This window comes from Amycolatopsis lurida (genome assembly GCF_900105055.1).
GTDB lineage: Bacteria > Actinomycetota > Actinomycetes > Mycobacteriales > Pseudonocardiaceae > Amycolatopsis > Amycolatopsis lurida.
The window spans coordinates 5,427,920-5,452,321 of sequence record NZ_FNTA01000004.1 but is presented as its reverse complement, the minus strand read 5'-3'; the positions used below and the strand labels follow the sequence as shown (position 1 = coordinate 5,452,321).

Annotated in this window: 18 protein-coding genes; 6 read left to right on the top strand and 12 right to left on the bottom strand. The window is 69.1% G+C overall.

From position 1 onward, the window contains the following. Positions 1-15: 15 nt before the first annotated feature. From secA to BLW75_RS31200, 8 genes are all read right to left on the bottom strand, one after another. Entirely contained in the window at positions 16-2,847 is a 2,832-nt protein-coding gene (gene secA, locus BLW75_RS31235) for a preprotein translocase subunit SecA (RefSeq protein ID WP_034305201.1), read from the bottom strand. A gap of 234 nt (positions 2,848-3,081) precedes the next feature. Next, complete coding sequence (hpf, locus tag BLW75_RS31230; protein WP_007028981.1) at positions 3,082-3,771, bottom strand: ribosome hibernation-promoting factor, HPF/YfiA family; 690 nt, start codon at positions 3,769-3,771, stop codon at positions 3,082-3,084. 552 nt (positions 3,772-4,323) lie between these two features. Next, entirely contained in the window at positions 4,324-4,962 is a 639-nt protein-coding gene (locus BLW75_RS31225) for a ComF family protein (RefSeq protein ID WP_034305206.1), read from the bottom strand. A gap of 432 nt (positions 4,963-5,394) precedes the next feature. Further along, on the bottom strand, positions 5,395-7,122 hold the full coding sequence (locus BLW75_RS31220; protein ID WP_034305208.1) for an LpqB family beta-propeller domain-containing protein: 1,728 nt from the start codon (positions 7,120-7,122) through the stop codon (positions 5,395-5,397). Further along, a complete protein-coding gene (mtrB, locus tag BLW75_RS31215; RefSeq protein ID WP_034305210.1) occupies positions 7,119-8,834 on the bottom strand; it encodes an MtrAB system histidine kinase MtrB in 1,716 nt (571 codons plus the stop codon). Before mtrB ends, BLW75_RS31220 begins: the two co-directional genes overlap by 4 nt. A 7-nt stretch (positions 8,835-8,841) precedes the next feature. Further along, a complete protein-coding gene (mtrA, locus tag BLW75_RS31210; protein ID WP_005150760.1) occupies positions 8,842-9,519 on the bottom strand; it encodes an MtrAB system response regulator MtrA in 678 nt (225 codons plus the stop codon). Positions 9,520-9,741: 222 nt separating this feature from the next. Continuing rightward, positions 9,742-10,878, bottom strand: a complete 1,137-nt coding sequence (locus BLW75_RS31205) for an NAD(P)/FAD-dependent oxidoreductase (RefSeq protein WP_034305212.1) — start codon at positions 10,876-10,878, stop codon at positions 9,742-9,744. Then, entirely contained in the window at positions 10,875-11,192 is a 318-nt protein-coding gene (locus tag BLW75_RS31200; RefSeq protein WP_034305214.1) for a bifunctional 3-phenylpropionate/cinnamic acid dioxygenase ferredoxin subunit, read from the bottom strand. Before BLW75_RS31200 ends, BLW75_RS31205 begins: the two co-directional genes overlap by 4 nt. A 153-nt stretch (positions 11,193-11,345) precedes the next feature. On the opposite strand from BLW75_RS31200, the gene BLW75_RS31195 reads away from it, so the two are divergent. The 4 genes from BLW75_RS31195 to BLW75_RS31180 all read left to right on the top strand — a co-directional run bounded on the left by BLW75_RS31195 (position 11,346) and on the right by BLW75_RS31180 (position 17,049). Beyond that, positions 11,346-12,131 carry an IclR family transcriptional regulator gene (locus tag BLW75_RS31195; protein ID WP_034305217.1) on the top strand — a complete coding sequence of 262 codons (786 nt, stop codon included), beginning with the start codon at positions 11,346-11,348 and terminating at the stop codon, positions 12,129-12,131. A 228-nt stretch (positions 12,132-12,359) separates the two neighbouring features. Further along, a complete protein-coding gene (locus BLW75_RS31190) occupies positions 12,360-14,798 on the top strand; it encodes a GcvT family protein (RefSeq protein WP_034305219.1) in 2,439 nt (812 codons plus the stop codon). Continuing rightward, positions 14,795-15,940 (top strand): N-methyl-L-tryptophan oxidase, encoded by a 1,146-nt coding sequence (gene solA, locus BLW75_RS31185; RefSeq protein ID WP_034305221.1) that lies wholly within the window; start codon positions 14,795-14,797, stop codon positions 15,938-15,940. The genes BLW75_RS31190 and solA overlap by 4 nt, the downstream gene beginning before the upstream one ends. Beyond that, positions 15,937-17,049, top strand: coding sequence for an aromatic ring-hydroxylating oxygenase subunit alpha (locus BLW75_RS31180; RefSeq protein WP_034305224.1), 1,113 nt, complete (start codon positions 15,937-15,939; stop codon positions 17,047-17,049). Before solA ends, BLW75_RS31180 begins: the two co-directional genes overlap by 4 nt. Before the next feature lie 29 nt (positions 17,050-17,078). On the opposite strand, the gene BLW75_RS31175 is transcribed toward BLW75_RS31180, so the two are convergent. The 3 genes from BLW75_RS31175 to BLW75_RS31165 form a co-directional block, all read right to left on the bottom strand. Beyond that, positions 17,079-17,711 carry a dTMP kinase gene (locus BLW75_RS31175; protein ID WP_198935654.1) on the bottom strand — a complete coding sequence of 211 codons (633 nt, stop codon included), beginning with the start codon at positions 17,709-17,711 and terminating at the stop codon, positions 17,079-17,081. Between the two features lie 83 nt (positions 17,712-17,794). Next, positions 17,795-18,562, bottom strand: a complete 768-nt coding sequence (locus BLW75_RS31170; protein WP_034305228.1) for a hypothetical protein — start codon at positions 18,560-18,562, stop codon at positions 17,795-17,797. Then, on the bottom strand, positions 18,559-19,128 hold the full coding sequence (locus BLW75_RS31165) for a papain-like cysteine protease family protein (RefSeq protein WP_034305231.1): 570 nt from the start codon (positions 19,126-19,128) through the stop codon (positions 18,559-18,561). Before BLW75_RS31165 ends, BLW75_RS31170 begins: the two co-directional genes overlap by 4 nt. Before the next feature lie 355 nt (positions 19,129-19,483). Between BLW75_RS31165 and BLW75_RS31160 the strand changes: the two genes are divergently transcribed. Next, positions 19,484-20,452 carry a hypothetical protein gene (locus BLW75_RS31160; protein ID WP_034305898.1) on the top strand — a complete coding sequence of 323 codons (969 nt, stop codon included), beginning with the start codon at positions 19,484-19,486 and terminating at the stop codon, positions 20,450-20,452. 67 nt (positions 20,453-20,519) lie between these two features. On the opposite strand, the gene ahcY is transcribed toward BLW75_RS31160, so the two are convergent. Continuing rightward, the gene (ahcY, locus tag BLW75_RS31155; protein WP_034305234.1) at positions 20,520-21,992 is read right to left on the bottom strand and encodes an adenosylhomocysteinase; all 1,473 of its coding nucleotides are present in this window, start codon (positions 21,990-21,992) and stop codon (positions 20,520-20,522) included. 92 nt (positions 21,993-22,084) lie between these two features. Here ahcY and BLW75_RS31150 point away from each other — a divergent pair, with 92 nt between their 5' ends. Further along, positions 22,085-24,379 (top strand): hypothetical protein, encoded by a 2,295-nt coding sequence (locus tag BLW75_RS31150; RefSeq protein ID WP_167373647.1) that lies wholly within the window; start codon positions 22,085-22,087, stop codon positions 24,377-24,379. Positions 24,380-24,402 lie beyond the last annotated feature (23 nt).

Sequence of the window (24,402 nt, the reverse complement as noted above, 5' to 3'; positions counted from 1 at the left end):
CGCGCTTTGGGGCCTTTAGCGGCGCGGGCCCTTCTTGCCCTTCTTCTGCGAGGCGCGCTGCGCGGCACGACGCTCGCGGCGGGTTCCGCCCTGGTCACCACCGGCGCTGGCGGCACTGTCCGAATGCGACTCGACGCCACCGTCCTCGGACGGGCCCGACATGGTCAGCCCGGACTGCGAACCGCCGCCGAGTCCCTTGCCCCGCAAGGCGGACGGCACGGATTCGGTGTCGGTCGCCGGCGCCTGCGGAGGCGTCGGACGGGCGTGCCTGCCGTCACCGTTGGCGGCCTGGCCGTTCCCAGCGCCGACACCGGCGGGCAGCGCGGACGCCGACTCCGGAGCCGGGGTGGTGGGCTCGGCCTGCTCGACCTGGAGGTTGAACAGGAAGCCGACGGCCTCCTCCTTCAGCGACTCCAGCATCGCGCGGAACATGTCGTAGCCCTCGCGCTGGTACTCGATGACCGGGTCGCGCTGGGCCAGGGCCCGCATGCCGATGCCCTCCTTGAGATAGTCCATCTCGTAGAGGTGCTCACGCCACTTGCGGTCGAGCACGGTGAGCATCACCTGGCGCTCCAGGCTGCGCATCGCGCCTTCGCCGACCTTCGCGTCGATCTCGGCCTCGCGCTCGTCGTACGCGCGGTGAGCGTCTTCGAGCAGCGCCTCACGCAGCTTGTCGGCGTCGAGGTCGTCGTCCTCGGCGAGCTCTTCCCAGGTGACCTTGACCGGGTACAGCTGCTTCAGCGCCGTCCACAGCTTCTCGTGGTCCCAGTCCTCGGCGTAGCCCGTGGCGGTCTCTTCGGTGACGTACGCGTTGATGACATCGACCAGCATGTGCTCGATCTGCTCGCGCAGATCCTCGCCTTCGAGGACGCGCAGGCGCTCGGCGTAGATCACCTTGCGCTGCTCGTTCATGACCTCGTCGTACTTGAGGACGTTCTTGCGGATCTCCATGTTCTGCTGCTCGACCTGCGTCTGAGCGCTCTTGATCGCCTTGGAGACCATCTTGTGCTCGATCGGCACGTCGTCCGGCAGCCGCATGGTGGTCATGACCCGCTCGACCATCGTCGCGTTGAAGCGGCGCATGAGCTCGTCACCGAGCGACAGGTAGAACCGGGACTCGCCGGGGTCGCCCTGACGGCCGGAACGACCGCGGAGCTGGTTGTCGATGCGGCGCGACTCGTGCCGCTCCGTGCCGAGCACATACAGCCCGCCCGCCTCGCGAACCTCCTCGGCCTCGGCCTTGGTCTCCGCCTGGATCTCCTCGAGCACCTTCGGCCAGGCGGCCTCGTACTCCTCGGAGTGCTCCACCGGGTCGAGACCGCGCTCGCGCAGCACCTCGTCGGCGATGAGGTCCGGGTTGCCGCCGAGCACGATGTCGGTACCGCGGCCCGCCATGTTGGTGGCGACCGTGACCGCGCCCTTGCGCCCGGCGCGGGCGACGATCAGCGCCTCCCGGTCGTGGTGCTTGGCGTTGAGGACCTCGTGCGGGACACCCAGCTTGAGCAGCAGCTTCGACAGGTGCTCGGACTTCTCGACACTCGTGGTGCCGACCAGCACCGGCTGGCCCTTCTCGTGCCGCTCGGCGATGTCCTCGGCGACGGCCTCGAACTTGGCCTGCTCGGTCTTGTAGATCAGGTCGGCCTGGTCGGCGCGGACCATCGGCTTGTTGGTCGGGATCGGCACCACACCCAGCTTGTAGGTCTGGTGGAACTCGGCCGCCTCGGTCTCGGCGGTACCGGTCATACCCGCGAGCTTGTCGTAGAGCCGGAAGTAGTTCTGCAGCGTGATCGTGGCGAGCGTCTGGTTCTCGGCCTTGATCTCGACGCCTTCCTTGGCCTCGATCGCCTGGTGCATGCCCTCGTTGTAGCGGCGGCCGTGCAGGATGCGGCCGGTGAACTCGTCGACGATGAGGACTTCGCCGTCACGGACGATGTAGTCCTTGTCGCGCTTGTAGAGCTCCTTGACCTTCAGCGCGTTGTTCAGGTAGCCGACCAGCGGCGTGTTCGCGGCCTCGTAGAGGTTGTCGATGCCGAGCTGGTCCTCGACGAACGCGACACCCTTCTCGGTGACACCGACGGTGCGCTTGCGGATGTCCACCTCGTAGTGGACGTCCGGCTTCATCAGCGGGGTCATCCGCGCGAACTCGACGTACCAGCGCGAGGACTGGTCGGCCGGGCCGGAGATGATCAGCGGCGTCCTGGCCTCGTCGATGAGGATGGAGTCCACCTCGTCGACGATCGCGAAGTTGTGGCCGCGCTGCACGCAGTCTTCGAGGCTCCACGCCATGTTGTCGCGAAGGTAGTCGAAGCCGAACTCGTTGTTCGTGCCGTGCGTGATGTCGGCGGCGTACTGCTGACGGCGGACCTCGGGCGTCTGGTCGGCCAGGATGACCCCGACCTCCAGGCCGAGGAAGCGGTGGATGCGGCCCATCCACTCGGCGTCACGTTTGGCGAGGTAGTCGTTCACCGTGATGACGTGCACGCCCTTGCCGGAGACGGCGTTCAGGTACGCGGGGAGGACCTGGGTCAGGGTCTTGCCCTCACCGGTCTTCATCTCGGAGACCTGGCCGAGGTGCAGCGCGGCGCCGCCCATCAGCTGGACGTCGTAGGGCCGCTGACCGAGCACGCGCCAGGCCGCCTCCCTCGCCACCGCGAAGGCCTCCGGCAGGAGGTCGTCGAGGGACTCGCCGTCCGCGTGCCGTTTACGGAACTCGTCGGTCTTGGCCCGCAGTGCGGAGTCCGAAAGGTCCTTGACGTCGTCTTCGAGGGTGTTGATGTGATCGGCGATGTGTCGCAGCCGCTTCACCATTTTGCCCTCGCCCGCGCGGAGCAGGCGGTTCAGCACCATCCGGTCGACCTCACTAGCTGATTGTGATCGCACCCGAGCCGGTCCCGGGCAATCTCGTACGCGGTGGTGCCTGGTACCGCACCACCGTCCGTCCCCCATCGTAGGGAACACCTCGGTGTTCGCGCACGCACCGTCTGTCGGTACCTCACGGGACGAGGCCGCACCACGCCTGATCCGGACATGACGGCGGCCCGCACGGGACGCGTGCGGGCCGCCGTCTGGACGTGGGGCCGGCTAACTCAGCCGGATGACGCCGTAGTCGAAGCCTCGCCTCCGATAGACGACGCTCGGGCACCCGGCGTCGGAGTCGTTGAACAGGTAGAAGTCGTGACCGACCAGTTCCATCTCGTAGAGAGCCTGGTCGACCGTCATGGGCTCCGCGTCATGCTTCTTCTCGCGGACGACGCGACCGGGCTGGTGTTCGGTCACCCCGTCATCCCAGCGCTGCTGCTGGGGCATCTCGAAGTCACCGCTCTCGACAGCGAAACCGTTGGCCATGGGTTCGGCCTCCGGCGCTTCGAGCACAGCGGTACCCGCCAGATGTCGGGTGTCGGTGGTCATTCCACCGGCGGCCGCCATCGAAGTCGCCTCGGCGACGGATTCCGGGCGGCTGCGGCCGTAGTGCACGCGCCGGCGGTCGTGTGTCTTCCGCAACCTGTTTTCGAGCTTGTTCAGTGCGGAATCCAGCGCTGCGTAGAAGTCGCCGGCACACGCTTCGGCGCGTACGGCGGGGCCACGGCCCTTACCGGTGATTTCGACGCGCTGGCAGTTCTTCGACTGCCGGCGATTGGGCTCGTGGAAGAGCTCCACGTCGTAACGGATGACCTTCTTGTCGTAGCGCTCTAGCCGGGCCAGCTTTTCGCTGACGAGTGCCCGATAGTGGTCGGGCACCTCCACGTTGCGGCCCTTAACGACGATGTCCATACACGACCTCCCTCGCTGAAATGTCTGCGAGCTGTAGATGTGTTCACTAGGGCGCCGGTAATGCGGGGACGAAGCCCGGATCGCGGGCGATGAGGGAACTCGGCATACGGCCACGACGTCTCGTGTCGGATGTCCGAGCGCGGACTCAGCGCGGCTCCGGCGCCAGGGACATGGGCTGGTCACCTCCCTGCCTGCCGGGATTGCTGATAGCGCTGCACGTTAGCTGCATCACGCCGCGAGCAACAGCCCCCGAGCCGGGGGATATCAGGACGTGAGACCTCGTCACCGCACGCGACGAAGACCGTGCGGCCAGCGCGACAATCCGGCCTGCCGGGCGTCGCCCCTGTGATTTGTTTTCACGCGGACGGCGCAAGCCTTCGGACAGGAAAAAGCGGAGGGTGCCTAGATCACCGGCTCCAAGGGAATCCGCCGCCACCCCGGTGGAGTGGCGGGCCGTCGGAGTGTTCCCCTCAAGCTCCCTCATATCCCGTCAACGCCCTTGTACCCATTCCCGTTCCCGATCATTCATCACTCTTGTAGGTGACAGCCCGATCACCCGGCGGCGGCCAGCGCCACCACCGCCGAAACGTGAATTCCGCTTATGTCCAAAAACTGTGCACAAGCGGCGGCGGTCGCTCCGGTTGTGATGACGTCGTCAAGAAGTACGACCTTCTCCCGGCAGGCTCCCGGGCCCAGGCGAAGGCGTCCGTCCAGATTCGACGCCCGCTCGGCGCGAGTGAGCCCCACGGCGTCACGAGCACCGGCTCCGAGCCTGAGGACCGGCGCCACGGTCGCGAATTTTCCCTTGCCTGCCAATACTTTCACGCATTCGTCGGCGATGCGCCGGACATGCGGCCCGCCGCGCACACGCGAGGCGTGCCGTCGCGAAGGGACCGGTACGAGACACGGCTCGGGCTCCGGATCGGGCAACTGAGAGAGCGCTTCGGCGATCGCCCGCCCTAGGGAGGGGGCGAGGTCGCGGCGGCCACGTTCCTTGTAGGCGAGGATCAGGCGGCGGGCCTCATCGGCGTAGGGGGCCAGGGCGTACACGGGCACAAGACCGGCCGTCGGGCCGCGGGCGATTTCGCCGAGCGAACCCCAAACGGCCTGACAAGTGGCGCAACAAGGCGCGCCCGGCGCTCCGCAAGACGCGCAGCGGGCGGGGATGAGGAGATCCAGGAGTTTGGACATGGGGCGAGTGTCGGCCGGAGCTCCGACAGTTCCGGAGCCCGTTGTGTCGCGAGAGGTCCGGTTTGGACCGTTTTCGTCCAAAGGGGACCAGTCATGACCGCAGTTTTGGAGAAGGCTCCGGGTGCTTCGCTCCCTCCGCAACGCTTCGGGGACTTCGCACGCCTGGGTAGAAGTCCGTGAAGGACTCCTTGCCTACCCTCAAGGTAGTGAAGGAGGCCTTCACGGACCTCTGGCAGCCCGATCGCTCGCTAGCGCCGCTAGGAAAGCTAGCGTTACTAAAGGTCCCTTGCTCCCCGCTGGAGGGGCTGCTGGGGCTCCTGTGGCACCGGGCGCGCGTTGCGAAAGCCACTTTCGCAACCTTCAACGTTGCGAAAGTGGCTTTCGCAACGCGCGTGCCGCCCGAAGTGCCGCGAAGCGACCTTCAGTGACCGCTCAGCCCGGGTAGAAAGGGTCCGCGTCGGTGACGGTGTGCGCCTGCGGCCGCCAGACTTCGCCCAGCTCGGAGGCGACCCAGAGCCCGCCCGCGTCCGCGACCAGGTTCTGCCTGCTCGGCGCCGCGGTGACACCGTGCACGGGCGGGGTCAGGTTCGAGCCGCTGAAGGGGTCCATCCGCTGCCCGTCCAGCGGCACCTTGACCACCGGCAGCGAGGTCGACGACGTCGCGGCGATCAGGTGATCCTGGGTCGCCCAGTCGACGTCGACGACGTCCTTGAGGTCGCGCTCCTGCAGTTTCCGCGGCGCCCGCAGGGCCACCGAGTCCGCCGTCCGCACGATCGAGGCGACCACCAGCTGCCCGTTGACCACCGCGGCCAGCCGTGAACCGTCGCGCGAAAGGCGCAGTTCGGTGATCTGGCCGAGGCCGGTGAGCATGGTCGCGTCGACGCCGGCCTTCACCCAGCGGCCGTCCGCGGCCAGGGTGACCCTGGCGACGGTGTTGTGGTCGACGACCGTCCAGACCTCGCCGGAGACCCCGCCGCCGCGGGCGACCGGCCGCCAGGTGGGGCGGCTCAGGCTCCCGCCGAACAGATCCACCGAAGCGAGGTCGTGCCCGAGGTCGCCGACCCGGAGCCACTGCCTGCCGTCGCGTTCTTCGACCACCGCGAGCCGTTTCCCGTCGACGGACTGCGCGGCGCTGACGACCTTGTAGCCGCCGTTGCCCGCGGGCCCACCGACCGGCTGCCCGTTCTCGAGCGACCGGACCCGGCCGTTCACGGTCATCAGTCCCTGCAGTTCCGAGTTGGGCGCGATGTCCACGTTGTAGTTGGGCAGCTCGCTGGAGCGCCAGTACTCACGGTCCGGCACCAGCGCGGTGCCGTCGGCCAGCAGCCGGATCCGGCTCAGCGTCACCGTCTGCAGCGAGAGGACGATCTGCGCGGCGATCAGGTTCCGGTCCGCGAGGCTGGCCCCGCCGACACCGGTGAGGTTGATGTCCAGTGTCCCGTCGTCCGTGCTGCGGACGTTGCTTTCGGTGGTGACCTGGTCGCCGAGCAGGTCCTTGACCGCGCCCTTCAGCCCTTCGGACGGTCCCTGCAGCACCAGGTCCATCACCCGGCCGGGCAATCCGGCCTGCGGTTTCGCCGCGACGTACCGGAGGTCGGGGACGAAGGCTCCGGAGTCGGGCGAGTAGAAGCTGATCGGCACCCGGAAGTAGTTGAGCGCGAAATCCTCGTCGGTGACGGCGAGCTCCTGCGGCGGGTCCACGATCCGCCACTGGCCGTTCGGCTGCTTCCGCAGTTTGAACTGCTGCGAGTACTCGGCCTTCACCGGGATGAACGCGCTGTCGGGGCTCAGGTTGCCCAGTTTGAACCCGCGGACGTTCACCACCTGCTCGTCCGGGTTCCCCGACGACGACGCGGTGTCGTAAACGGTGCCGAAGGTGTCGTCGATGATCGTCAGCCCCTGCGAGGGCTTCCAGTTGCGCCGGGCCTCCTCGTCGAGGTACACCCGCGCGTTGGCGTTCGCCGTGCCCGGTGTCGCGGAGTTGCGGATGAACTGACGGGTGACGGTCAGCGGGTCGATCCCGGCCGCCGGCTCGGCGACGTCGGCGGGCACCTGCCCGGGTTTGTCCCCGGAGACGACGGCGGGCTGGGATTCGAGCGGGATGTTCGCACAGCCCGCGAGCAGCAGCAGCACCGCGAGCAGGGACAGCAGCCGTTTCACCGGCCGACCTCCTCTGGCTCGGCGAGGATCGCGTCGGGGGCGGGCCGGACTTCGAGCAGCCCGGACGACCCGTGCGTGTCCGTCGGAGTGTGATCGGACGGGGGCAGGACCAGCGGGCTCTCCCCCATCGGTGTGTCCTGCCGCCGCGGCAGCGCGAGCCGGAAACAGGCGCCGTGGCCGGTCTCGCCCCACGCGTCGAGCACGCCGCCGTGCAACCGGGCGTCCTCCTGGCTGATCGCGAGGCCGAGCCCGGTGCCGCCGGTCCGGCGGTTACGGGACGGGTCGGCGCGCCAGAACCGGTTGAACACCAGTTCCGCTTCGCCCGGCCGCAGCCCGACACCGTGGTCCCGCACGGTGATGGCGACCGCGGTCTCGTTGACCGCGAGGGTCAGCACCACCGGGTTCCCCTCGCTGTGGTCCACCGCGTTGGCCAGCAGGTTGCGCAGGATCCGCTCGACGCGGCGCGCGTCGACCTCGGCGTACGCCTCCTCCTCCGGGAGGACCAGTTCGACCGAACTGCCCGCGTTGCCCGCGATCACCCGGACCTGTTCGACGGCCCTGGTCGCGATCGGCCGGACGTCGATCAGCTCGGCGGAGAGCTCCTCGACGCCCGCGTCGAGCCTGCTGATCTCCAGCAGGTCGCCGAGCAGCGCCTCGAACCGGTCGAGCTCGTCGACGAGCAGTTCGGTGGAGCGCGCGAGCCCGGCCGGGAACTGCTCGCGCGACGCGTGCAGCACGTCGGCGGCCATCCGGACGGTGGTCAGCGGGGTCCGCAGCTCGTGCGAGACGTCGGAGGTGAACCGGCGCTGCAGGCCGCCGAACTCCTCCAGCTGGCGGATCTGCCGCTGGATGCTCGCGGCCATCTCGTTGTAGGACACGGCGAGTTTGGCCAGATCGTCCTCGCCGAGCACGGCGAGGCGCTGGTCGAGTGCCCCGCCCGCGAACTGTTCGGCCGCCGCGGCGGCCTGCCGGACCGGCCGGACCACCTGTCTGGTGACCAGGTTCGTGATCCCGGCCAGCAGGAGCAGCAGGACGAGTCCGCCGACGAGCAGCGTGTTCTGCACGGTCGAGACGGTGTTCTGCTCGCTGGTGAGCGGGTACAGCAGGTAGAGCTGGAGCGGGTTGATCATCGTGCTCACCGGCGCGCCGACGATCAGATACGTCGTCTTGCCGCCGTCGGCATCGGTGACCGTGTGGATCAGGTGGCTGACCTGCTCGGTCTCGACGAACTGACGCAGCCGCTCCGGGACCCGCTCGTAGGGGCCCGCGAACGCCGGCTTGTCCGACTGGTCACGGCCACCCGCGGCCAGCACCGGCTCGAAGGTGCCCGCGGCCGATCCGGCGCTGTCCTGCGAAGTCGTCGTGCTGGAGATCTTCTTCAGCGCGTTCTTCATCCGCGCGGTCAGCGCTTCGGGGCTTTCGGTGCCGACGCCGACCAGTTCACCGGCCGCGGTCTCGACGATCGCCCTCGTCTGCGCGATCGCCGCGTTCTGCTTGGTCTCCAGCAGCCGTTCGGTGATCTGGTTCTGCAACACCATGCCGAGCACGAACACCACGGCCGACGACAGCGCCAGCGTGGACACCGTGACCCGGAACTGCAGCGAATGCCGCCACAGTTCGTTGAACGAGACGACCTTGCGGCGCACGAAAACCACGATGCGCCGGAAGTGGCGCATCGTGGTTTGGGCGAGCCTTCGCAAGCGTCCGTTCATGGGGTGATCACGGCGGGCCGGCCTTGTACCCGACACCGCGAACGGTCAACACCACCTCGGGGTGTTCCGGGTCCTTCTCCACCTTCGAACGCAGCCGCTGGACGTGCACGTTCACCAGCCGGGTGTCGGCGGCGTGGCGATATCCCCACACCTGCTCGAGGAGCACCTCGCGGGTGAACACCTGACGCGGTTTGCGGGCGAGCGCGACCAGCAGGTCGAACTCGAGCGGAGTCAGCGGGATGGCCTTGCCTTCGCGCGTCACCTCGTGGCCGGGGACGTCGATGGCGAGGTCGCCGATCGTCAGCGACTCGGCTGGCTCGGCCTCGGTGCGGCGCATCCTGGCGCGGACGCGGGCCACGAGCTCCTTCGGTTTGAAGGGCTTGACCACGTAGTCGTCGGCCCCCGACTCGAGCCCGAGGACGATGTCCACGGTGTCGCTCTTGGCGGTCAGCATGACGATCGGCACGCCGGACTCGGCCCGGATCGCCTTGCAGACGTCGATGCCGTTCATCCCGGGCAGCATGAGGTCGAGGAGGACCAGGTCCGGTTTCAGCTCACGAAGCGCGGGCAGCGCCCGTGAGCCGTCGGCCACGACGGCTGTGTCGAACCCCTCCCCACGCAGCACGATGGTGAGCATCTCCGCGAGAGCAGGGTCGTCGTCGACGACCAGAACACGTGCCTTCATAAACCTATGTTCGCACTAGTTTCCCCGCGCGAGCGCGCGACCCGGCGATGTGACCACCAGAAAGATCATCGAATCGGGCAAATTGCTCCATCCGAGTAGGGTCTTCAGACCCTGGAGCCTGGCGGTGGAGCTGGGGATGTACTGGAAAAGTGACCGACGCGTGAGGGCTGACAGGCAGCGTCCGGCCGACGCCGATCGCGGACGCGGGTTCACCGGCAGACGCTAGAGCGCCCGTCGGAGCCTGGTGAACGGCCGCGGGGAATCGATCGCGAACACCCCGGCCAGGACGTCGCCGCGGTGATAGGTCGCGACGAACCGCTTCGAAGCGACGTCGCCTTCGGCGATCCGCACGTCTTCCGTGGCCACTCCGGCGAATTGGAGCCGCCGTCCGTACTGATCGGACCAAAAGTAACCGTGTCGGGCGAAATGCGTGACGGTCGAGCCGGCGAGCAGATTCGCGACCGCGACGCCCGGCTGTTCCGCGGCCGCCGTCCAGTGCTCGGCGCGGACCCGCCTGTCGCGCACAGGGCAGCGGTACCGCGCGACGTCACCCACCGCGACCACTCGGGGATTCGCTGTGACACAGCCGGAATCGACCAGCACCCCGTCGTCGACGGCGAGCCCGGACCCGGCCAGCCATTCGGTGGCGGGCCGCGACCCCACTCCGGCGACGACGAGATCTGCGGGCAACTCGCGGCCGTCGGCGAGCCGCACGCCGGTGACGCGGCCGTCGCCGGCGAACCCCGCGACGGGGACGCCCGCGATCAGCCGGACGTCGTTCTCGGCGTGCAGTTCCCCGCACACCGCGCCCATCCGAGCGCCGAGGACGGAGGCGAGCGGCACCGGCATCGCCTCGACCACGGTCACTTCGTGCCCGAGCAGGCGGCACGCGGACGCGACCTCCGCGCCGATGAATCCCGCGCCGATGACGACGACCGAGGAAGGCCCCGCCGCGAGAGCGGCTTTCAGCCCGACCGCGTCGTCGAGGGTCCGCAAGGTGTGGACGCCGGAAAGATTCCTTGCCGCACCGAGGTTTCTGGCCACCGCACCGGTCGCGATGACGTAGCCGTCGGCGGCGATCGTGCTGCCGTCGCCGAGCGTCACGCCTTCGCGTCCGAGCTTCTCGGCGCGGACACCGAGACGCCATTCGGCGGCCAGCGCGTCGAGATCGTCCTGCCCGGTGAGCGCGAGGGCGTCGGCGGAAACCTTGCCCAGCAAGAAATCCTTCGACAGCGGCGGCCGGTCGTACGGCGGTTCGGCGCCGATCATCACCAGCCGCCCGTCGAAACCACGCCCGCGCAACTCCTGTGCCGCGCGAAGCCCGGCCAGGGAGGTGCCGACGACGGCGACCGATCTCAAGCCACTTCCCGGCGCGCCTCGGTGTCCACGTAGATCACGCCGTCCGTGATCACGACCGGGTACGTGCGCACGGCGTTCTTGGCCGGCAGGCAGTCCGGGGCACCGGTTCGCAGATCGAAGCGCGCGGCGTGCAGCGGGCATTCGACATAGCAGCCCTCGATCCAGCCGTCCGCGAGTGACGCGTCCTGATGGCTGCAGGTGTCGTCAAGGGCGTAATAGGCGCCCTCGGCATGGAAGACCGAGACCGGAACGGGGCCCGGCAAGCGGAGGGCTTCGCCTTCGGGCAGTTCGGAGACGGTGCAGGCACGGATCATCGGGGCCTCCGGGGAAAGGACCGACGGTTTGTTGATGTTGCGTATTACGAGACGGGACGTGCTCTGCGCAACAATCACCCCGGAAGGGCCGGTACGTCAAGAGATTCGCCCACTCAGCCGAGCGGATACGGGCGAAACGGCTACTGTTGCGTCATGCGGAACCAGGACGCGGGGAACGCAACGCCCAGTCAGGTGCAGTCCGTCGACCGTGCGATCAGCGTGCTGGAACTGCTGGCGCGCAACGGGGAAACCGGGATCACCGAGATCGCGGTCGAACTCGGCGTGCACAAGTCGACGGCGTCGCGCCTGCTGAGCGTCCTGGAGAACCGCGGCCTCGTCGAGCAGCTCGGCGAACGCGGGAAGTACGCGATCGGCTTCGGTGTCGTCCGGCTCGCCGGCGCCGCCACCGGGCGGATGGACCTGGCGAAACTCGGCAGGCAGACCTGCCAGGGCCTGGCGGAGACGCTCGGCGAGACGGTCAACATCGCGATCGCCGACGACGGCGTCGCGATCAACGTCAGCCAGGCCCGCGGCTCGGCCGCGATCTCGACGCAGAACTGGACCGGGCAGCGCACTCCCCTGCACGCGACGTCCAGCGGGAAGGTGCTGCTCGCGTACCTGGGCGACGTCGAGCGCAAACGTTTGCTCCGGCGGAAACTCGAACGCTTCACACCGCGGACCACGGTCGATCCCGACGAGCTGGCCGCTGAGCTGGAGCGGGTCGCCGAGGACGGGTACGCGGCCTGCTTCGAGGAGCTGGAGCTGGGGATGCACGCGGTCGCGGTGCCGGTGCGCGGCCCCGGCGGCGACGTCGTCGCGGCGATGAGCGCTTCGGGTCCGTCGTACCGGCTTTCGAAACAGCGCGTGCGGCAGATCGTCCGGCCGCTGACCGAGGCCTCGGCGGATCTTTCGGCGCAGCTGGGCTACTTCACCGAGTGACGTGACCCCGCAACCAGTCACCTACTTGCGACACCCGGCGTGCGTTGCACGCCTACTCGACCGTCGCAAGTAGGTGACTGGTTGCGAGGCTCTTGACAGCGCGCCCGCACGTGCCGCACTTTGTTGCTGAAGACGGAACAACGTGCCTCATCCGCAACAGCGCCTGTCACCCCGATGCCCTCGTGTCCTTTGTGGACTCTCCAGGGCGGGCAGGAGGTACCCCGAACCATGCCCCCAGGACCCCGCGTCGTCGTGATCGGCGCCGGCATCGTCGGCTGCGCGCTCGCCGACGAGCTCACCGAACGTGGCTGGACCGACCTCACCGTGCTGGACCAGGGCGACCTGTTCACCACGGGCGGGTCGAGTTCGCACGCACCCGGTCTGGTCTTCCAGACCAACTCCTGCCGCACGATGACCGGGTTCGCCACGTACACCGTCGCGAAGTACGGCGCGCTCGACCTCGACGGGAAGCCGTGCTTCCGGCCGGTCGGCGGGCTGGAGGTGGCCACGACACCGGAGCGCCTCGCCGACCTCGAACGGCGGCACGGCTGGGCCACCGCGTCCGGCGTCGAAAGCAGGCTCGTCGAACCGGACGAATGCGCCGCGCTGCATCCGCTGCTCGATCCGGCCAAGGTGCTCGGCGGGTTCCACATCCCCTCCGACGGCCTGGCCAAACCCCTGCGTGCCGCCGAGGCACAGGCCCGCCGAGCGATAAGTCGCGGCGCGAAGTTCCTTGCGCGTCAAAAGGTCGTCGGAATCGAACGGTCGGGTGGCCGCGTCACCGGCGTCACCACCGAGACCGGGAGTTTCCGCGCGGACATCGTGCTCTCGTGCGCCGGGATGTGGGGGCCGGTGCTCGGCGAACTGGTGGACCTCGCGATCCCGCTCGTCCCGATGGCGCACCAGTACGCGCGCACCAGCCCGCTGCCGTCTCTCGCCGGCGTGACCGAGGAGGCCACCCGGCCGATCCTGCGGCACCAGGACGCCGACCTCTACTTCCGCGAGCACGTCGATCGGATCGGCATCGGCGCGTACGGGCACCGGCCGATGCCCCTGCCGCCCCACGAGATCGGCACCGGCGAGGGGATGCCGTCGGAGCTCGCGTTCACCCTCGCGGACTTCGAGCCGTCCTGGGCCGCCGCCGTCGGCCTGCTGCCGTCGCTGAGCGAGACCAAGGTCGAGGAAGGCATCAACGGTTTGTTCTCCTTCACCCCGGACGGCATGCCGTTGCTGGGGGAACATCCGGAACTCGACGGGTTCTGGGTCGCCGAAGCCGTGTGGATCACGCATTCGGCCGGAGTCGCGCACGCCATGGCGCGGTGGCTCGTCGACGGCCAGCCCGGTGTGGATCTGCACGGGTGCGACCTCGCCCGGTTCGAGCGGGTCCAGCTCGCCCCGGAGTACGTCATGGCGCGCAGCTGCCAGAGCTTCACCGAGGTCTACGACGTCGTCCATCCCTTGCAGCCCATGGAAGAACCGCGGCCGCTGCGCACGAGCCCGTTCCACGAAAGGCAGCAGGAGCTCGGCGCGTTCTTCCTCGAAGCGAGCGGCTGGGAACGTCCGCATTGGTACGAGGCGAACGCGGACCTCCCGGAGGTCGGCCTCGTCCCGGAGCGCAACGACTGGGCCGCGCGGTACTGGTCGCCGATCGGCGGCGCCGAAGCGCTGGTCGCTCGGCAACGGGTCGCGATGTTCGACATGACGTCGCTGAAGCGGGTGGAGGTCACCGGCCCCGGCGCGAGCTCGTTCCTGCAGACGATGACCACGAACCAGCTCGACAAGAAGCCCGGCTCGGTCACCTACACGCTGCTGCTCGACGAGGACGGCGGCGTGCGCAGCGACCTGACCGTCGCCCGGCTCGGCGCCGAAAGGTTCCAGGTCGGCGTCAACAGCGCGATCGACATCGACTGGCTGCGGCGGCATCTCCCCGGCGACGGCGCCGCGCAGATCCACGAGACCACCCCGGGCACCTGCTGCATCGGGCTCTGGGGCCCGCTCGCCAGGGCCGTGCTCCAGCCACTGTCCACAACGGACTTCTCGCACCAGGCGATGGGCTACTTCAAGACGAAACAGGCGTACGTCGGCCTGGTGCCGGTGACCGCGATGCGACTGTCCTATGTGGGCGAACTCGGCTGGGAGCTGTACACGAGCGCCGACCTCGGCCGCCGCTTGTGGGACACGCTCTGGGAAGCCGGACAGGCGCACGGGATCATCGCCGCCGGCCGGGAGGCCTTCTCCAGCATGCGACTGGAGAAGGGATACCGGCTGTGGGGAACGGACGTCACCGCCGAACACGATCCGTACGAGGCCGGGCTCGGTTTCGCCGTGCGAATGGACAAGGGCTACTTCATCGGGCGGGACGCGCTGGCCGGCCGCTCGGAGGAAACGGTGACCAGGAAACTGACCTGTCTCACCGTCGACGATCCGTACTCCGTCGTACTCGGCAAGGAGCCGGTGTTCGCCGACGGCCGCCCCGCCGGGTACGTCACGAGCGCCGCGTACGGCTACACCGTCGGCAAGAACATCGCGTACGCCTGGCTCCCGGTGGAGTTCACGCAGCCGGGCAGGCCGCTGGAGATCGAGTACTTCGGCGAGCGGATCCCCGCCGTCGTCGCGCGTGAACCGCTGTTCGACCCCGGAATGAACCGGATCAGGAGCGCCGCATGAGCCACTACGACGTCATCGTCATCGGCCTCGGCGGGATGGGCAGCGCCGCGGCGTACCGGCTCGCCCGGCGAGGGCAGCGCGTGCTGGGCATCGACCGCTTCGCGCCCGTGCACAACCTCGGGTCCAGCCACGGCGGCTCGCGGATCACCCGGCAGGCGTACTTCGAGGACCCCGCGTACGTCCCGCTCCTGCTGCGGGCGCACGAACTGTGGGACGAGGTCGAACGTGACTCCGGCCGGAAGATCTTCACCCGGTGCGGCGGGATCATGCTCGGCGGCCCCGAGTCCAGGACGGTGTCGGGAAGCCTGGCCAGCGCCCGGAAATGGGAGCTGCCGCACGAGCTGCTGGACGCGGCGGAGATCCGGCGCCGGTTCCCGACGATGCACCCGGACGGCCACGAGATCGCCCTGTACGAGGAGAACGCCGGGTTCGTGGTGCCGGAAAGCAGTGTGGCCGCGCATCTCCAGCTCGCCGCGCGAGCCGGGGCGGAGCTGCATCACGAAGAGAAGGTCCTTTCGTGGCGGGAGACGGCAGGCGGTGTCCGGGTGGGGACGTCGCAGAACTTCTACACGGCGGGCCGGCTCGTGGTGTGTCCCGGCGCCTGGGCACCGGACCTGCTTACCGAACTCGGGATCGAATTCACCATCGAACGCCAGGTCCAGTACTGGTTCGCGCCGTCGGGCGGGGCGGCGCCGTTCCGCGCCGGACGGCATCCGATCTACGTCTGGGAAGGCGAGAGCGGCCGCCAGTTCTACGGTTTCCCCTCGCACGACGATGCCGGGAGCGTGAAGGTCGCGTTCTTCCGCGGCGGCGAGACGTGCACGCCGGAGACCATCGACCGGACGGTGCATCCCGAGGAGGTCGAAGAGATCTCGGAGTTCGTCGGACGGAAGATGCCGTCCCTGCCTGGCGCTTTCCTGCGCGGGGCGACCTGCATGTACACGAACACGCCCGACGAGCACTTCGTCGTCTCCCGCCATCCCGCGCACGAACGCGTGGTGGTCGCCTGCGGATTCTCCGGGCACGGCTTCAAGTTCGTCCCGGTGGTCGGCGAGATCGTCGCCGACCTGGTCGTGGAGGGCACGACAAGGCATCCGATCGCCCTGTTCGATCCTGCCCGGTTCGCCGGAGTCGCGAGATGACGAGCCTCATTCCCACGCTGAGCGGCGGCTACTACACCGATCCCGCGATCTTCGCGGCCGAGCAGGAGAAGATCTTCGAGCGCCAGTGGTTCTGCGCGGTCCGGTCGGCGGATCTGCCGTCGGCAGGTGACTTCCGGACCGTCCGGGTCGGGAGGGAGAGCGTACTCGTCAGCCGCGGACGGGACGGCGGCTTGCGGGCGTTCCTCAACGTCTGCCGCCATCGCGGGGCCCGGCTGTGCGTCGAGGAATCGGGCACGGTGAAACGCGCGTTCCAGTGTCCGTACCACGCGTGGACCTACGGGCTCGACGGCAAGCTGATCGCGGCGCCGAACCTGGCGAACCTGCCCGACATCGACCGTTCCGAGTACGGGCTGCACACCGTGCGACTGCGGGAATGGCTTGGTTACGCGTGGGTCTGTCTCGCCGCGGACCCGCCGTCGTTCGAGGCCGACGTCGAAGGCGCGGTGCGGGAACGGCTGGGCGATCTGGAGTCGATCGAGCGCTACGGGCTCGACCGGCTGTCGGTCGGGCGCCGGATCACCTACGACGTCAAGGCGAACTGGAAACTGATCGTCGAGAACTTCATGGAGTGCTATCACTGCGCGACCATCCACCCGGAGCTGACCGAGGTGCTGCCGGAATTCGCCGACGGGTACGCGGCCCAGTACTACGTCGGGCACGGCGCCGAATTCGGCGAGGCCGTGGACGGTTTCACCATCGACGGCACGACCGGCTTCGACCGGCTCGACGGTGTCGCGAACGAACAGGACAGGCGGTACTACGCGATCACCATCCGGCCGCAGGTGTTCGTGAACCTGGTGCCCGACCACGTGATCTTCCACCGGATGTACCCGCTCGCGCCGGACCGGACGGTCGTCGAATGCGACTGGCTCTATTCCGAAGACGTCGTGGCGTCGGGGCGGGACGTGTCACGGTCGGTCGAGTTGTTCCACCGCGTCAACGAACAGGACTTCGACGCCTGCGAACGCTGCCAGCCCGCGATGGCGTCCCGCGCCTACCGCGGCGGCGGGGTGCTGATGCCGTCCGAACACCACATCGGCGAGTTCCACTCCTGGCTGCTCACGCATTTGGAGGACGAAACGCGGTAGTCGCGCGCGCAAGGACCGCATCCAGAGGACTAATCGCGGAGGAGGGAGGTGGCGAGAGCCGGGGTGTCCACACCGGCGACGCCGTCGAGGACGTGCCAGGGCGCGAGCCAGCCCGCCGCTGCGAGCTCGTCGTAGACCACCGAGCACCGCTTCTGGAGCGCGTCGTCGGTCTCGAAGGAATCCCGCGCGCGGTCGGCGTCGCTCTCCGCGCGGCGCTGCGCGCGATCGGCGGCGACGTCGGCGGTGACCCGCAGCAGCAGATGCGCGACAGGCACCGGCAGGCCGAACCGGTCGATCTCCAGTTCCTTGAGCCAGCGAACGAACTCGCCGTCCGCGCCTTGGTGGAGCCGGGCCGCGCCGTACGCCGCGTTCGAAGCGACGTACCGGTCGAGCAGCACGACGTCGTGGTCGCCGAGACGGACGCGGATCTCGCCGGCCGCGCCCCGCCGGTCGAGCGCGTAGAGCATCGCCATGCCGTAGACGGAGTCCGCGAGGTCGCCGTGGCCGCGGTGCAGCGCTTCCTTCACGAGGTCGGCGTGCACGCTTTCGCCGTACCGCGGGAACGCGATGGACGTGACACTCGCCCCGGCCGCGTTCAGCGCGCCGGTCAGCGCGTCGGCGAGGGTGCGCTTGCCCGCGCCGTCCAGACCTTCGATCACCACGAGTCGTCCCACGCGCCCAGATTACGGGGCGGTGGTCGACCGGCGGGCCAGACGGGTCAGCTCACGCCCGGCCCACCGGTCCGCTAGGGAACGCGCCTCTTCGAGTGCAGGAAGAAGCCTGCGACACCGATGAGAAGCAAGCCGCCGAAGATCAGCAGCGGCACGAAGCCGGTGTCCTGCGCGTCGGGCGCGGGGCCACCGTCACCGCGGGGCATCACTTGGGCGTTGTAACCGCCGGCCTTGCCCTCCTGGGCGTACAGCGAGTTCGCGAGCATGGCGCCGTACCGGCCGGAGACGGTCTTCTGGTACTCCGCGAGGGTGTGCGAAGCGCCGGTCGCGTAGCCGCTGGCACCCGAGTCGAGCAGGGTCACCCGGCCGTCGCGGAGCGCGTACCAGGCGTCGACCTGGGGTTCGTGGAGCAGCGACGCACCGGCGGGCAGCCTCTTGGCCAATGCGCTTTCCCGGTCACCCGACGCGATGTTGCCGACGCGCCAGACGCCGTCGTCGCCGCGGACCGACCAGACGGTCGCGGTCCGCCCGTCGGACGCCGTCACCGGCACCGCGACGTAGGCGAGCCGCCCGGCGACCGCGCCGTCACCGGCGACGAAATCCCTCGAAAGCTCGTAAACGGGGAAAGATTCGTCGACGACACTCACCGACGGCGTCTGGCTCGAACCACTCGTCTGAGTGAAGAAGCGACCGATTTCGGCACGCAGCGTGGGGTCGTCGGCAGCCGCCTTCGCGGCCGCGAGATCTTCACCGGACAGGTTATCCGCGCGCGCTCCGGGGGCCGAGACCAGCAGCGCGACCGCGACCAGCCCGGCGAGCCCGAGGAACCGCCGCGCGCTCATCGCCGGATCCCGGTGAGCGTGTGAGTCCAGGTGAAGGACTTGTTGGCCGAGTAGAAGTCGTAGGTCGACCAGTTGTGGCGGTTGCCGGTGGGCAGTGGATCCCCCCACGAGATCCACTTCCGGCCGGCGTCGTGGCCGTAGAGGACGTGCATGTGGCCGCCGCCCGCGGCCCAGCCGACCCGGGTCTGGACCGGCCTGCCGTCACCGGTCTGCGCCTGGACGGCGGTGTAGGGGATGCGGCCCTTGAGGTAGTTCCCCGGGGCGGAGAAGCCGAGCTTGCCGAAGGCGCGCCGGACGTCGCCCAGCGTTCCCGGCTTGTCGGCGCACTCCCGGCGTCGCTCGTCGTGGGCGATCCGGCAGAATTCGTTCTGAGTGACGGTCACGCCGTGGTGTGCCGCGATGGTGTTGCCGGAAGCCACCCAGCACCACTGGGACTTCTCCTGCGCCTGCATGGCGATGGGGTGCTGGCGGGCAGCCGGCGAGGGCAGCGCGCTCGCCGGGGTCTGGATCGCCAGCCACGCCACGAGACTCGCGGCGCCGGCGGCGCAAAACCTCCTCGAGAACACAGGCACGACGGGCCTCCTGGTCACCATGGCGAACCAATGTGGTCACAACGGTGAACAGCAGGCTCACACAGAGCAAGATGGGCACTCGGCGGAACGGACCGTTCCGGGGCGTTTCCATACCCCGGAACGGTCACTCTTCCGGGGTCAACCACCCCGAACGGGGGACGTAGTGTTCACAGTGCGCTGCTAACGTGAACGTTCCGCGGTGTTCACGCTCAGCGCACACACTGGTCTGGTGAAGGGACGAGCGGTGACACGAGACGGTGCCGATACGTTCTCGGCGGGAAAGCTCGCCTCGACGCGCGCTGACGCGTCCACGGCGGGAAAGCATGCCTCGAACGACGACACCCCGACGATCATCGACGGCACGCGCCGTCAGCCGCTCGAAGCCTTGCCCAAGGAACTCGTCGAGGCCCTCCGGAGCGGCGAATTCCACCACGCGCTCCGGCAGGCGATCGCCTATCGCGGCCTGTCCCTCGCCCGGCTCCGTGCCCACCTCGGGCTCCGCGGTGTCCAAATCGGACAGTCGACGTTGAGCTACTGGCAGCGCGGGTTGCGGCAGCCCGAGGTGCCCAAGGCGCTGCCCGCGGTGCGCGCGCTGGAATCGGTGCTGCAACTGCCCGCGGACGCGCTCGTCGTGCTGATCGGGCCACGGACTGCGCGAGCGCGCGGACACCAGATGGCCGCGTCGTTCCACGACATCCGGTCCGGCGACATGGGTTCGATCGTCGATCAGCTGCTGGCCGAACTGGGCGCGTACCCGTCGTCCAACCGCTACAACGCCGACCTCGAGATGCTCTCGGTGCACGACACGATCACCTTCGACGCCGCGCACCGGCAGGTCGGCCTCCAGACGCGGCTCGTGTGCCGGGCCCGGCGGCACGGCCCGGACCGCTACGTCACCGTCTACAACGGCGACCCCGGCTGCAACATCGGCGACGTCGAGCTGATCACCGCCGAGGGCTGCCGCGTCGGCCGCATCCGGCGCAACGCCGCGGCCGAGACGATGGCCACCGAGCTGCTCTTCGACCGGAAGCTCGCCGAGGGCGAGATCCACGTGTTCTGCTTCGAGGTCCGCGACGACTCCGGCACCGCGTCACCCGGCTACTTCCGGATGCTGCGGGACCAGTGCTCGAGCTACCTGGTGCAGCTGAAGTTCGCGCTCGGCGCGCTGCCCGCCCGCTGCACCCGGCAGTTCCGGACGCGCGACGACGCCGTGCCCGTCGAGTCCGAGGAGCTGCCCCTCGACATGGGCGGCGTGACCAGTGGTTTCTTCAGCGACGCCGGGCCGGGGCTGGCCGGCATCGAGGTCGAGTGGCGGTAGCGCGTTGGGCCTCGTGAGTGGCGAGGACGGTTAGAACCGTCCTTGCCACTCACGAGGCCGGCAGCGGTCAGTACCGGTAGTGGTCGGTCTTGAACGGACCTTCGACGTCCACGTCGATGTACTCGGCCTGCTCCTTGGTCAGCTTCGTGAGCTCACCGCCGAGCGCGTCGAGGTGGATCTTCGCGACCTTCTCGTCGAGCTTCTTCGGGAGGCGGAAGACCTCCTTGTCGTACTCCTCGTGCTTGGTGAACAGCTCGATCTGCGCGATCACCTGGTTGGAGAAGCTGTTCGACATCACGAACGACGGGTGCCCGGTCGCGTTGCCCAGGTTCAGCAGGCGGCCCTCCGACAGCACGATGATGCTCTTGCCGTCCGGGAACACCCACTCGTCGACCTGCGGTTTGATGTTGATGCGCCGGATGCCCGGGTAGCGCTGCAGGCCGGCCATGTCGAGCTCGTTGTCGAAGTGGCCGATGTTGCCCAGGATCGCCTGGTGCTTCATCTTCGCCATGTGCTCGACGAGCACGACGTCCTTGTTGCCGGTCGTCGTGATGATGATGTCGGCCTCGCCGAGGACGTTCTCCAGCTTCTTGACCTGGTAGCCGTCCATCGCCGCCTGTAGCGCGCAGATCGGGTCGATCTCGGTGACGATCACCCGCGCGCCCTGGCCGCGCAGCGATTCCGCGGCGCCCTTGCCGACGTCGCCGTAGCCGCAGACGACCGCGACCTTGCCGCCGATGAGGACGTCGGTGCCGCGGTTGATGCCGTCGATCAGCGAGTGCCGGATGCCGTAGCGGTTGTCGAACTTCGACTTGGTCACCGCGTCGTTCACGTTGATCGCCGGGAACAGCAGCTCACCGGCCGCGGCGAGCTGGTAGAGCCGCAGCACGCCGGTGGTGGTCTCCTCGGTGACCCCGCGGATGCCTTCGCCGATCTTGGTCCACTTGCCGGTGTCGGCCGCGACCGAGGCGCTCAGCAGCTGCAGGAACACGCGGAACTCGTCCGAGGTGTTCTCGTCCGGGGCGGGGACGACACCGGCCTTCTCGAACTCGGTTCCCTTGTGCACCAGCATGGTGGCGTCGCCGCCGTCGTCGAGGATCATGTTGGGACCCTCTCCGTCCCAGGTCAGCATCCGCTCGGTGCACCACCAGTACTCCTCCAGCGACTCGCCCTTCCAGGCGAACACCGGGACACCCTTGGGCTCCTCGGGGGTGCCGTGCGGGCCGACGACGACCGCCGCGGCGGCGTGGTCCTGGGTGGAGAAGATGTTGCAGGAGGCCCAGCGCACCTCCGCCCCCAGCGCGACGAGGGTTTCGATCAGGACCGCGGTCTGTACGGTCATGTGCAGCGAGCCCGAAACCCGGGCTCCCCGCAGGGGATAGACCTCGGCGTACTCGCGGCGCAGCGCCATCAGGCCCGGCATCTCGTGCTCGGCGAGGCGGATCTCCTTGCGGCCGAACTCGGCGGCCTCGAGATCGGCGACGGCGAACTCGATGCCGTTGCGGGTGTCGTGCCGCTTGGCAACGCTTTCGGGGGTCATATGCGCGCTTCCTCCAAGGTTGGATGACATCGGAACAGTACCGTTGTCGGCTCAAAGCCCACTGGAACGGTTTGGAGGCCTTCACCGTGGTCATGCCGGGTCCCGATACCCGCGTCGTCGAAATACGCGTACCCGGGCTAGTGGGCACGAGCGGTGAAAGCCTGCTGGATTCGACGTCGGTGGTCGACGTCGCGGGCGACGGGATCGGCAGGCTGATCCGGCCGTCGGATCGGCTGCGCCGTCCCGCTCCCGGTCCGGTGCTGCCCGCGCTCGGCCGTTCGATCCCGCGCATCCTCGAAGGCTACCTCTGGAGCGGGATGACCTCCGGGGGCGCCGCGAAGGCGACCTGGGCACTGCTGTTCCCGTTTTCGCTGGCGAACGTCGCGCACTGGATGCTGCCGCCGGTCCCGGAGGGCAAGCGGTTCGCGGCCCTGCTCGGCACGGTTTGCCGAGGTCTGCTGCGGGTGGCCTCGCTGCTGCTGACGATGTTGCTGATCAGCCAGCTCGCCGTGGTCTCGCTCGATCTTTTCGCCGCGCAGTGCCTCGCCCCGGGTTCGACCTGTCTCGAAGGCGCGCCGTCTTTCCTGCGGGAGTTCGCGCCGCTGCGGACGGCGATCGGGGTGCTGCCGCTGCTGGCGCTGATCTTCGTGCTCGACCGGATCCCGTCGTCGGACTGGCGATCGCGGAACAGGCTGCACCGCGTCCCCAGTTCGAGCCCGCTGCAACCGCAGGACCTGCCGCGGACGCCCGGCCTGCGCACTCTCCACACCGTCGCCGCCTTGACCTGTGTCGCGCTTCCCTTGCTCGGCGGGCCGTTCCGGCTGCCGTCCGCGACGTTCGACCTGATCGTCTGGATCTGCGCGCTGGCGCTCGTCCTCGCCACGCTGGCGGCCTCGACGGTCGGTTTCTCGGCCGGGCCGGTGATCCGGGGCGGGCTGATCGGGGTGGCGGTCGTCCTGGTCGGGATCGCCGTCGTGCGCCGGACGCCGCTGCCCGCGGGGCTCCCCGGTGGCGGGCTCGGCGGAGCGGACGGGACGGTCGAGGCGCTGGGGGCGGCGATGGTCGCGGTGACCGTGCTGTTCGCGCTGATCCTCGTCCCGGCGGCCCTGCTCGGACGGCCGACGTGGAAGCATCTGCCGCACCGGCTGCGGCCCTGGCTCGGCGGATGGGCGGCGGCGCCGGTCGTCGCGCTGGCCGGTCTGCTCGGCGGCGGCTTCGGCGCGGGGCTCGCGGTCGCGCTACGGCAGCTGGTCGGCGCGAACGAACTCCGGCTGCCCGACACCTACGCACTCGTGACCGTGCTGTGGGGTGCCGGTCTCGCACTCGCGGTCGTGCTCGGTGTGCTGGGCTTCGCGGTCGCCGTCCCGCTGCGACGGCTGCGGCGCGGCATTCCGAAGATCGTCGCGCTGATGGAGATCGACGAGGCGCAGGAAGAGGAAGCCGCGAGCGCTTGGGCCCGCGCGTCGTGGGAACGCAAGCATCTGCACCATCTCGCGCTCACGGTGGCGCTGGCGATGGCGGCGGGCGGCGGGGCGCTCCTGGTGCTGCGCTTCGGTTTCGGCCCGCTGCCTGGCTGGTTCAAACCCCTCTCCGCGATCGGCGTGTTCGCGCTCGGCGCGATGGCGGCGGGGCTGCTGCGCGTCGTGTTCGCCGCCGCGACGACCCCCAAACGCAGCCGTCACCTCGGCGCGCTGGCGGATCTCGTGTGCTTCTGGCCGCGTGCCGCCCATCCGACCGTCCCGCCGAGTTACGCGCTCAAGGTCGTCCCGGAACTCGCGGACCGGGTCAAGGAACATCTGGCCGATCCGGGCACCCGGGTCGTGCTCTCCGGTTACAACCTCGGCAGCCTGCTGACCGTGCTCGCCGCGGCCCGAGTGATCGCCGATCTCCCACCGGAGGACCGTGACCGCGTCGGGCTGCTGACCGCGGGATCGCCTCTGCAATGGGGTTACCAGCGCGCCTTCCCCGCGATGCTGCCGCAGGCGCAGCTGGCCGGACTGTACGAAGGCCTCGACGGCCGCTGGCGCGCGCTGTGCCGCGGCACGGACATCTTCGGCGGCGGCGTCACGACGTGGCGGCATCGCGTGGTGGCCGGGAAACTGCTCGGCGACGGCTACCTGCCCGGCGGCGGGACCGGGCCGCTGGCCGCCGAGGCCGACGATCAGGGCGTCCTGGTGCTCGGCGGCGACCACTGGCTGCCGGACCCGATGCGCGGGCCGACCGGGCGGCATCGCTGGGCGCCCGGGGTCCTCAAGCACACGGACTACGTCGTCGACGCCGAATGGGACAACGCCGTCGCGATGGCCGCCGGCCTCGGCAGGCCCCGCCCGAAGAACCCTTGGGGCGAGCAGGGGTCGCTGTTCGGAGACTTCCCGCAGATGCGCTGAAGGGACTTTCCCCGCATGACACG

Coding starts and splice junctions, on each gene's coding strand:
- secA (WP_034305201.1), bottom strand. CDS start 2,847: ATGGTGCTGAACCGCCTGCTCCGCGCGGGCGAGGGCAAAATGGTGAAG.
- hpf (WP_007028981.1), bottom strand. CDS start 3,771: ATGGACATCGTCGTTAAGGGCCGCAACGTGGAGGTGCCCGACCACTAT.
- BLW75_RS31225 (WP_034305206.1), bottom strand. CDS start 4,962: ATGTCCAAACTCCTGGATCTCCTCATCCCCGCCCGCTGCGCGTCTTGC.
- mtrB (WP_034305210.1), bottom strand. CDS start 8,834: ATGAACGGACGCTTGCGAAGGCTCGCCCAAACCACGATGCGCCACTTC.
- mtrA (WP_005150760.1), bottom strand. CDS start 9,519: ATGAAGGCACGTGTTCTGGTCGTCGACGACGACCCTGCTCTCGCGGAG.
- BLW75_RS31200 (WP_034305214.1), bottom strand. CDS start 11,192: ATGATCCGTGCCTGCACCGTCTCCGAACTGCCCGAAGGCGAAGCCCTC.
- BLW75_RS31195 (WP_034305217.1), top strand. CDS start 11,346: ATGCGGAACCAGGACGCGGGGAACGCAACGCCCAGTCAGGTGCAGTCC.
- BLW75_RS31190 (WP_034305219.1), top strand. CDS start 12,360: ATGCCCCCAGGACCCCGCGTCGTCGTGATCGGCGCCGGCATCGTCGGC.
- solA (WP_034305221.1), top strand. CDS start 14,795: ATGAGCCACTACGACGTCATCGTCATCGGCCTCGGCGGGATGGGCAGC.
- BLW75_RS31180 (WP_034305224.1), top strand. CDS start 15,937: ATGACGAGCCTCATTCCCACGCTGAGCGGCGGCTACTACACCGATCCC.
- BLW75_RS31170 (WP_034305228.1), bottom strand. CDS start 18,562: ATGAGCGCGCGGCGGTTCCTCGGGCTCGCCGGGCTGGTCGCGGTCGCG.
- ahcY (WP_034305234.1), bottom strand. CDS start 21,992: ATGACCCCCGAAAGCGTTGCCAAGCGGCACGACACCCGCAACGGCATC.
- BLW75_RS31150 (WP_167373647.1), top strand. CDS start 22,085: ATGCCGGGTCCCGATACCCGCGTCGTCGAAATACGCGTACCCGGGCTA.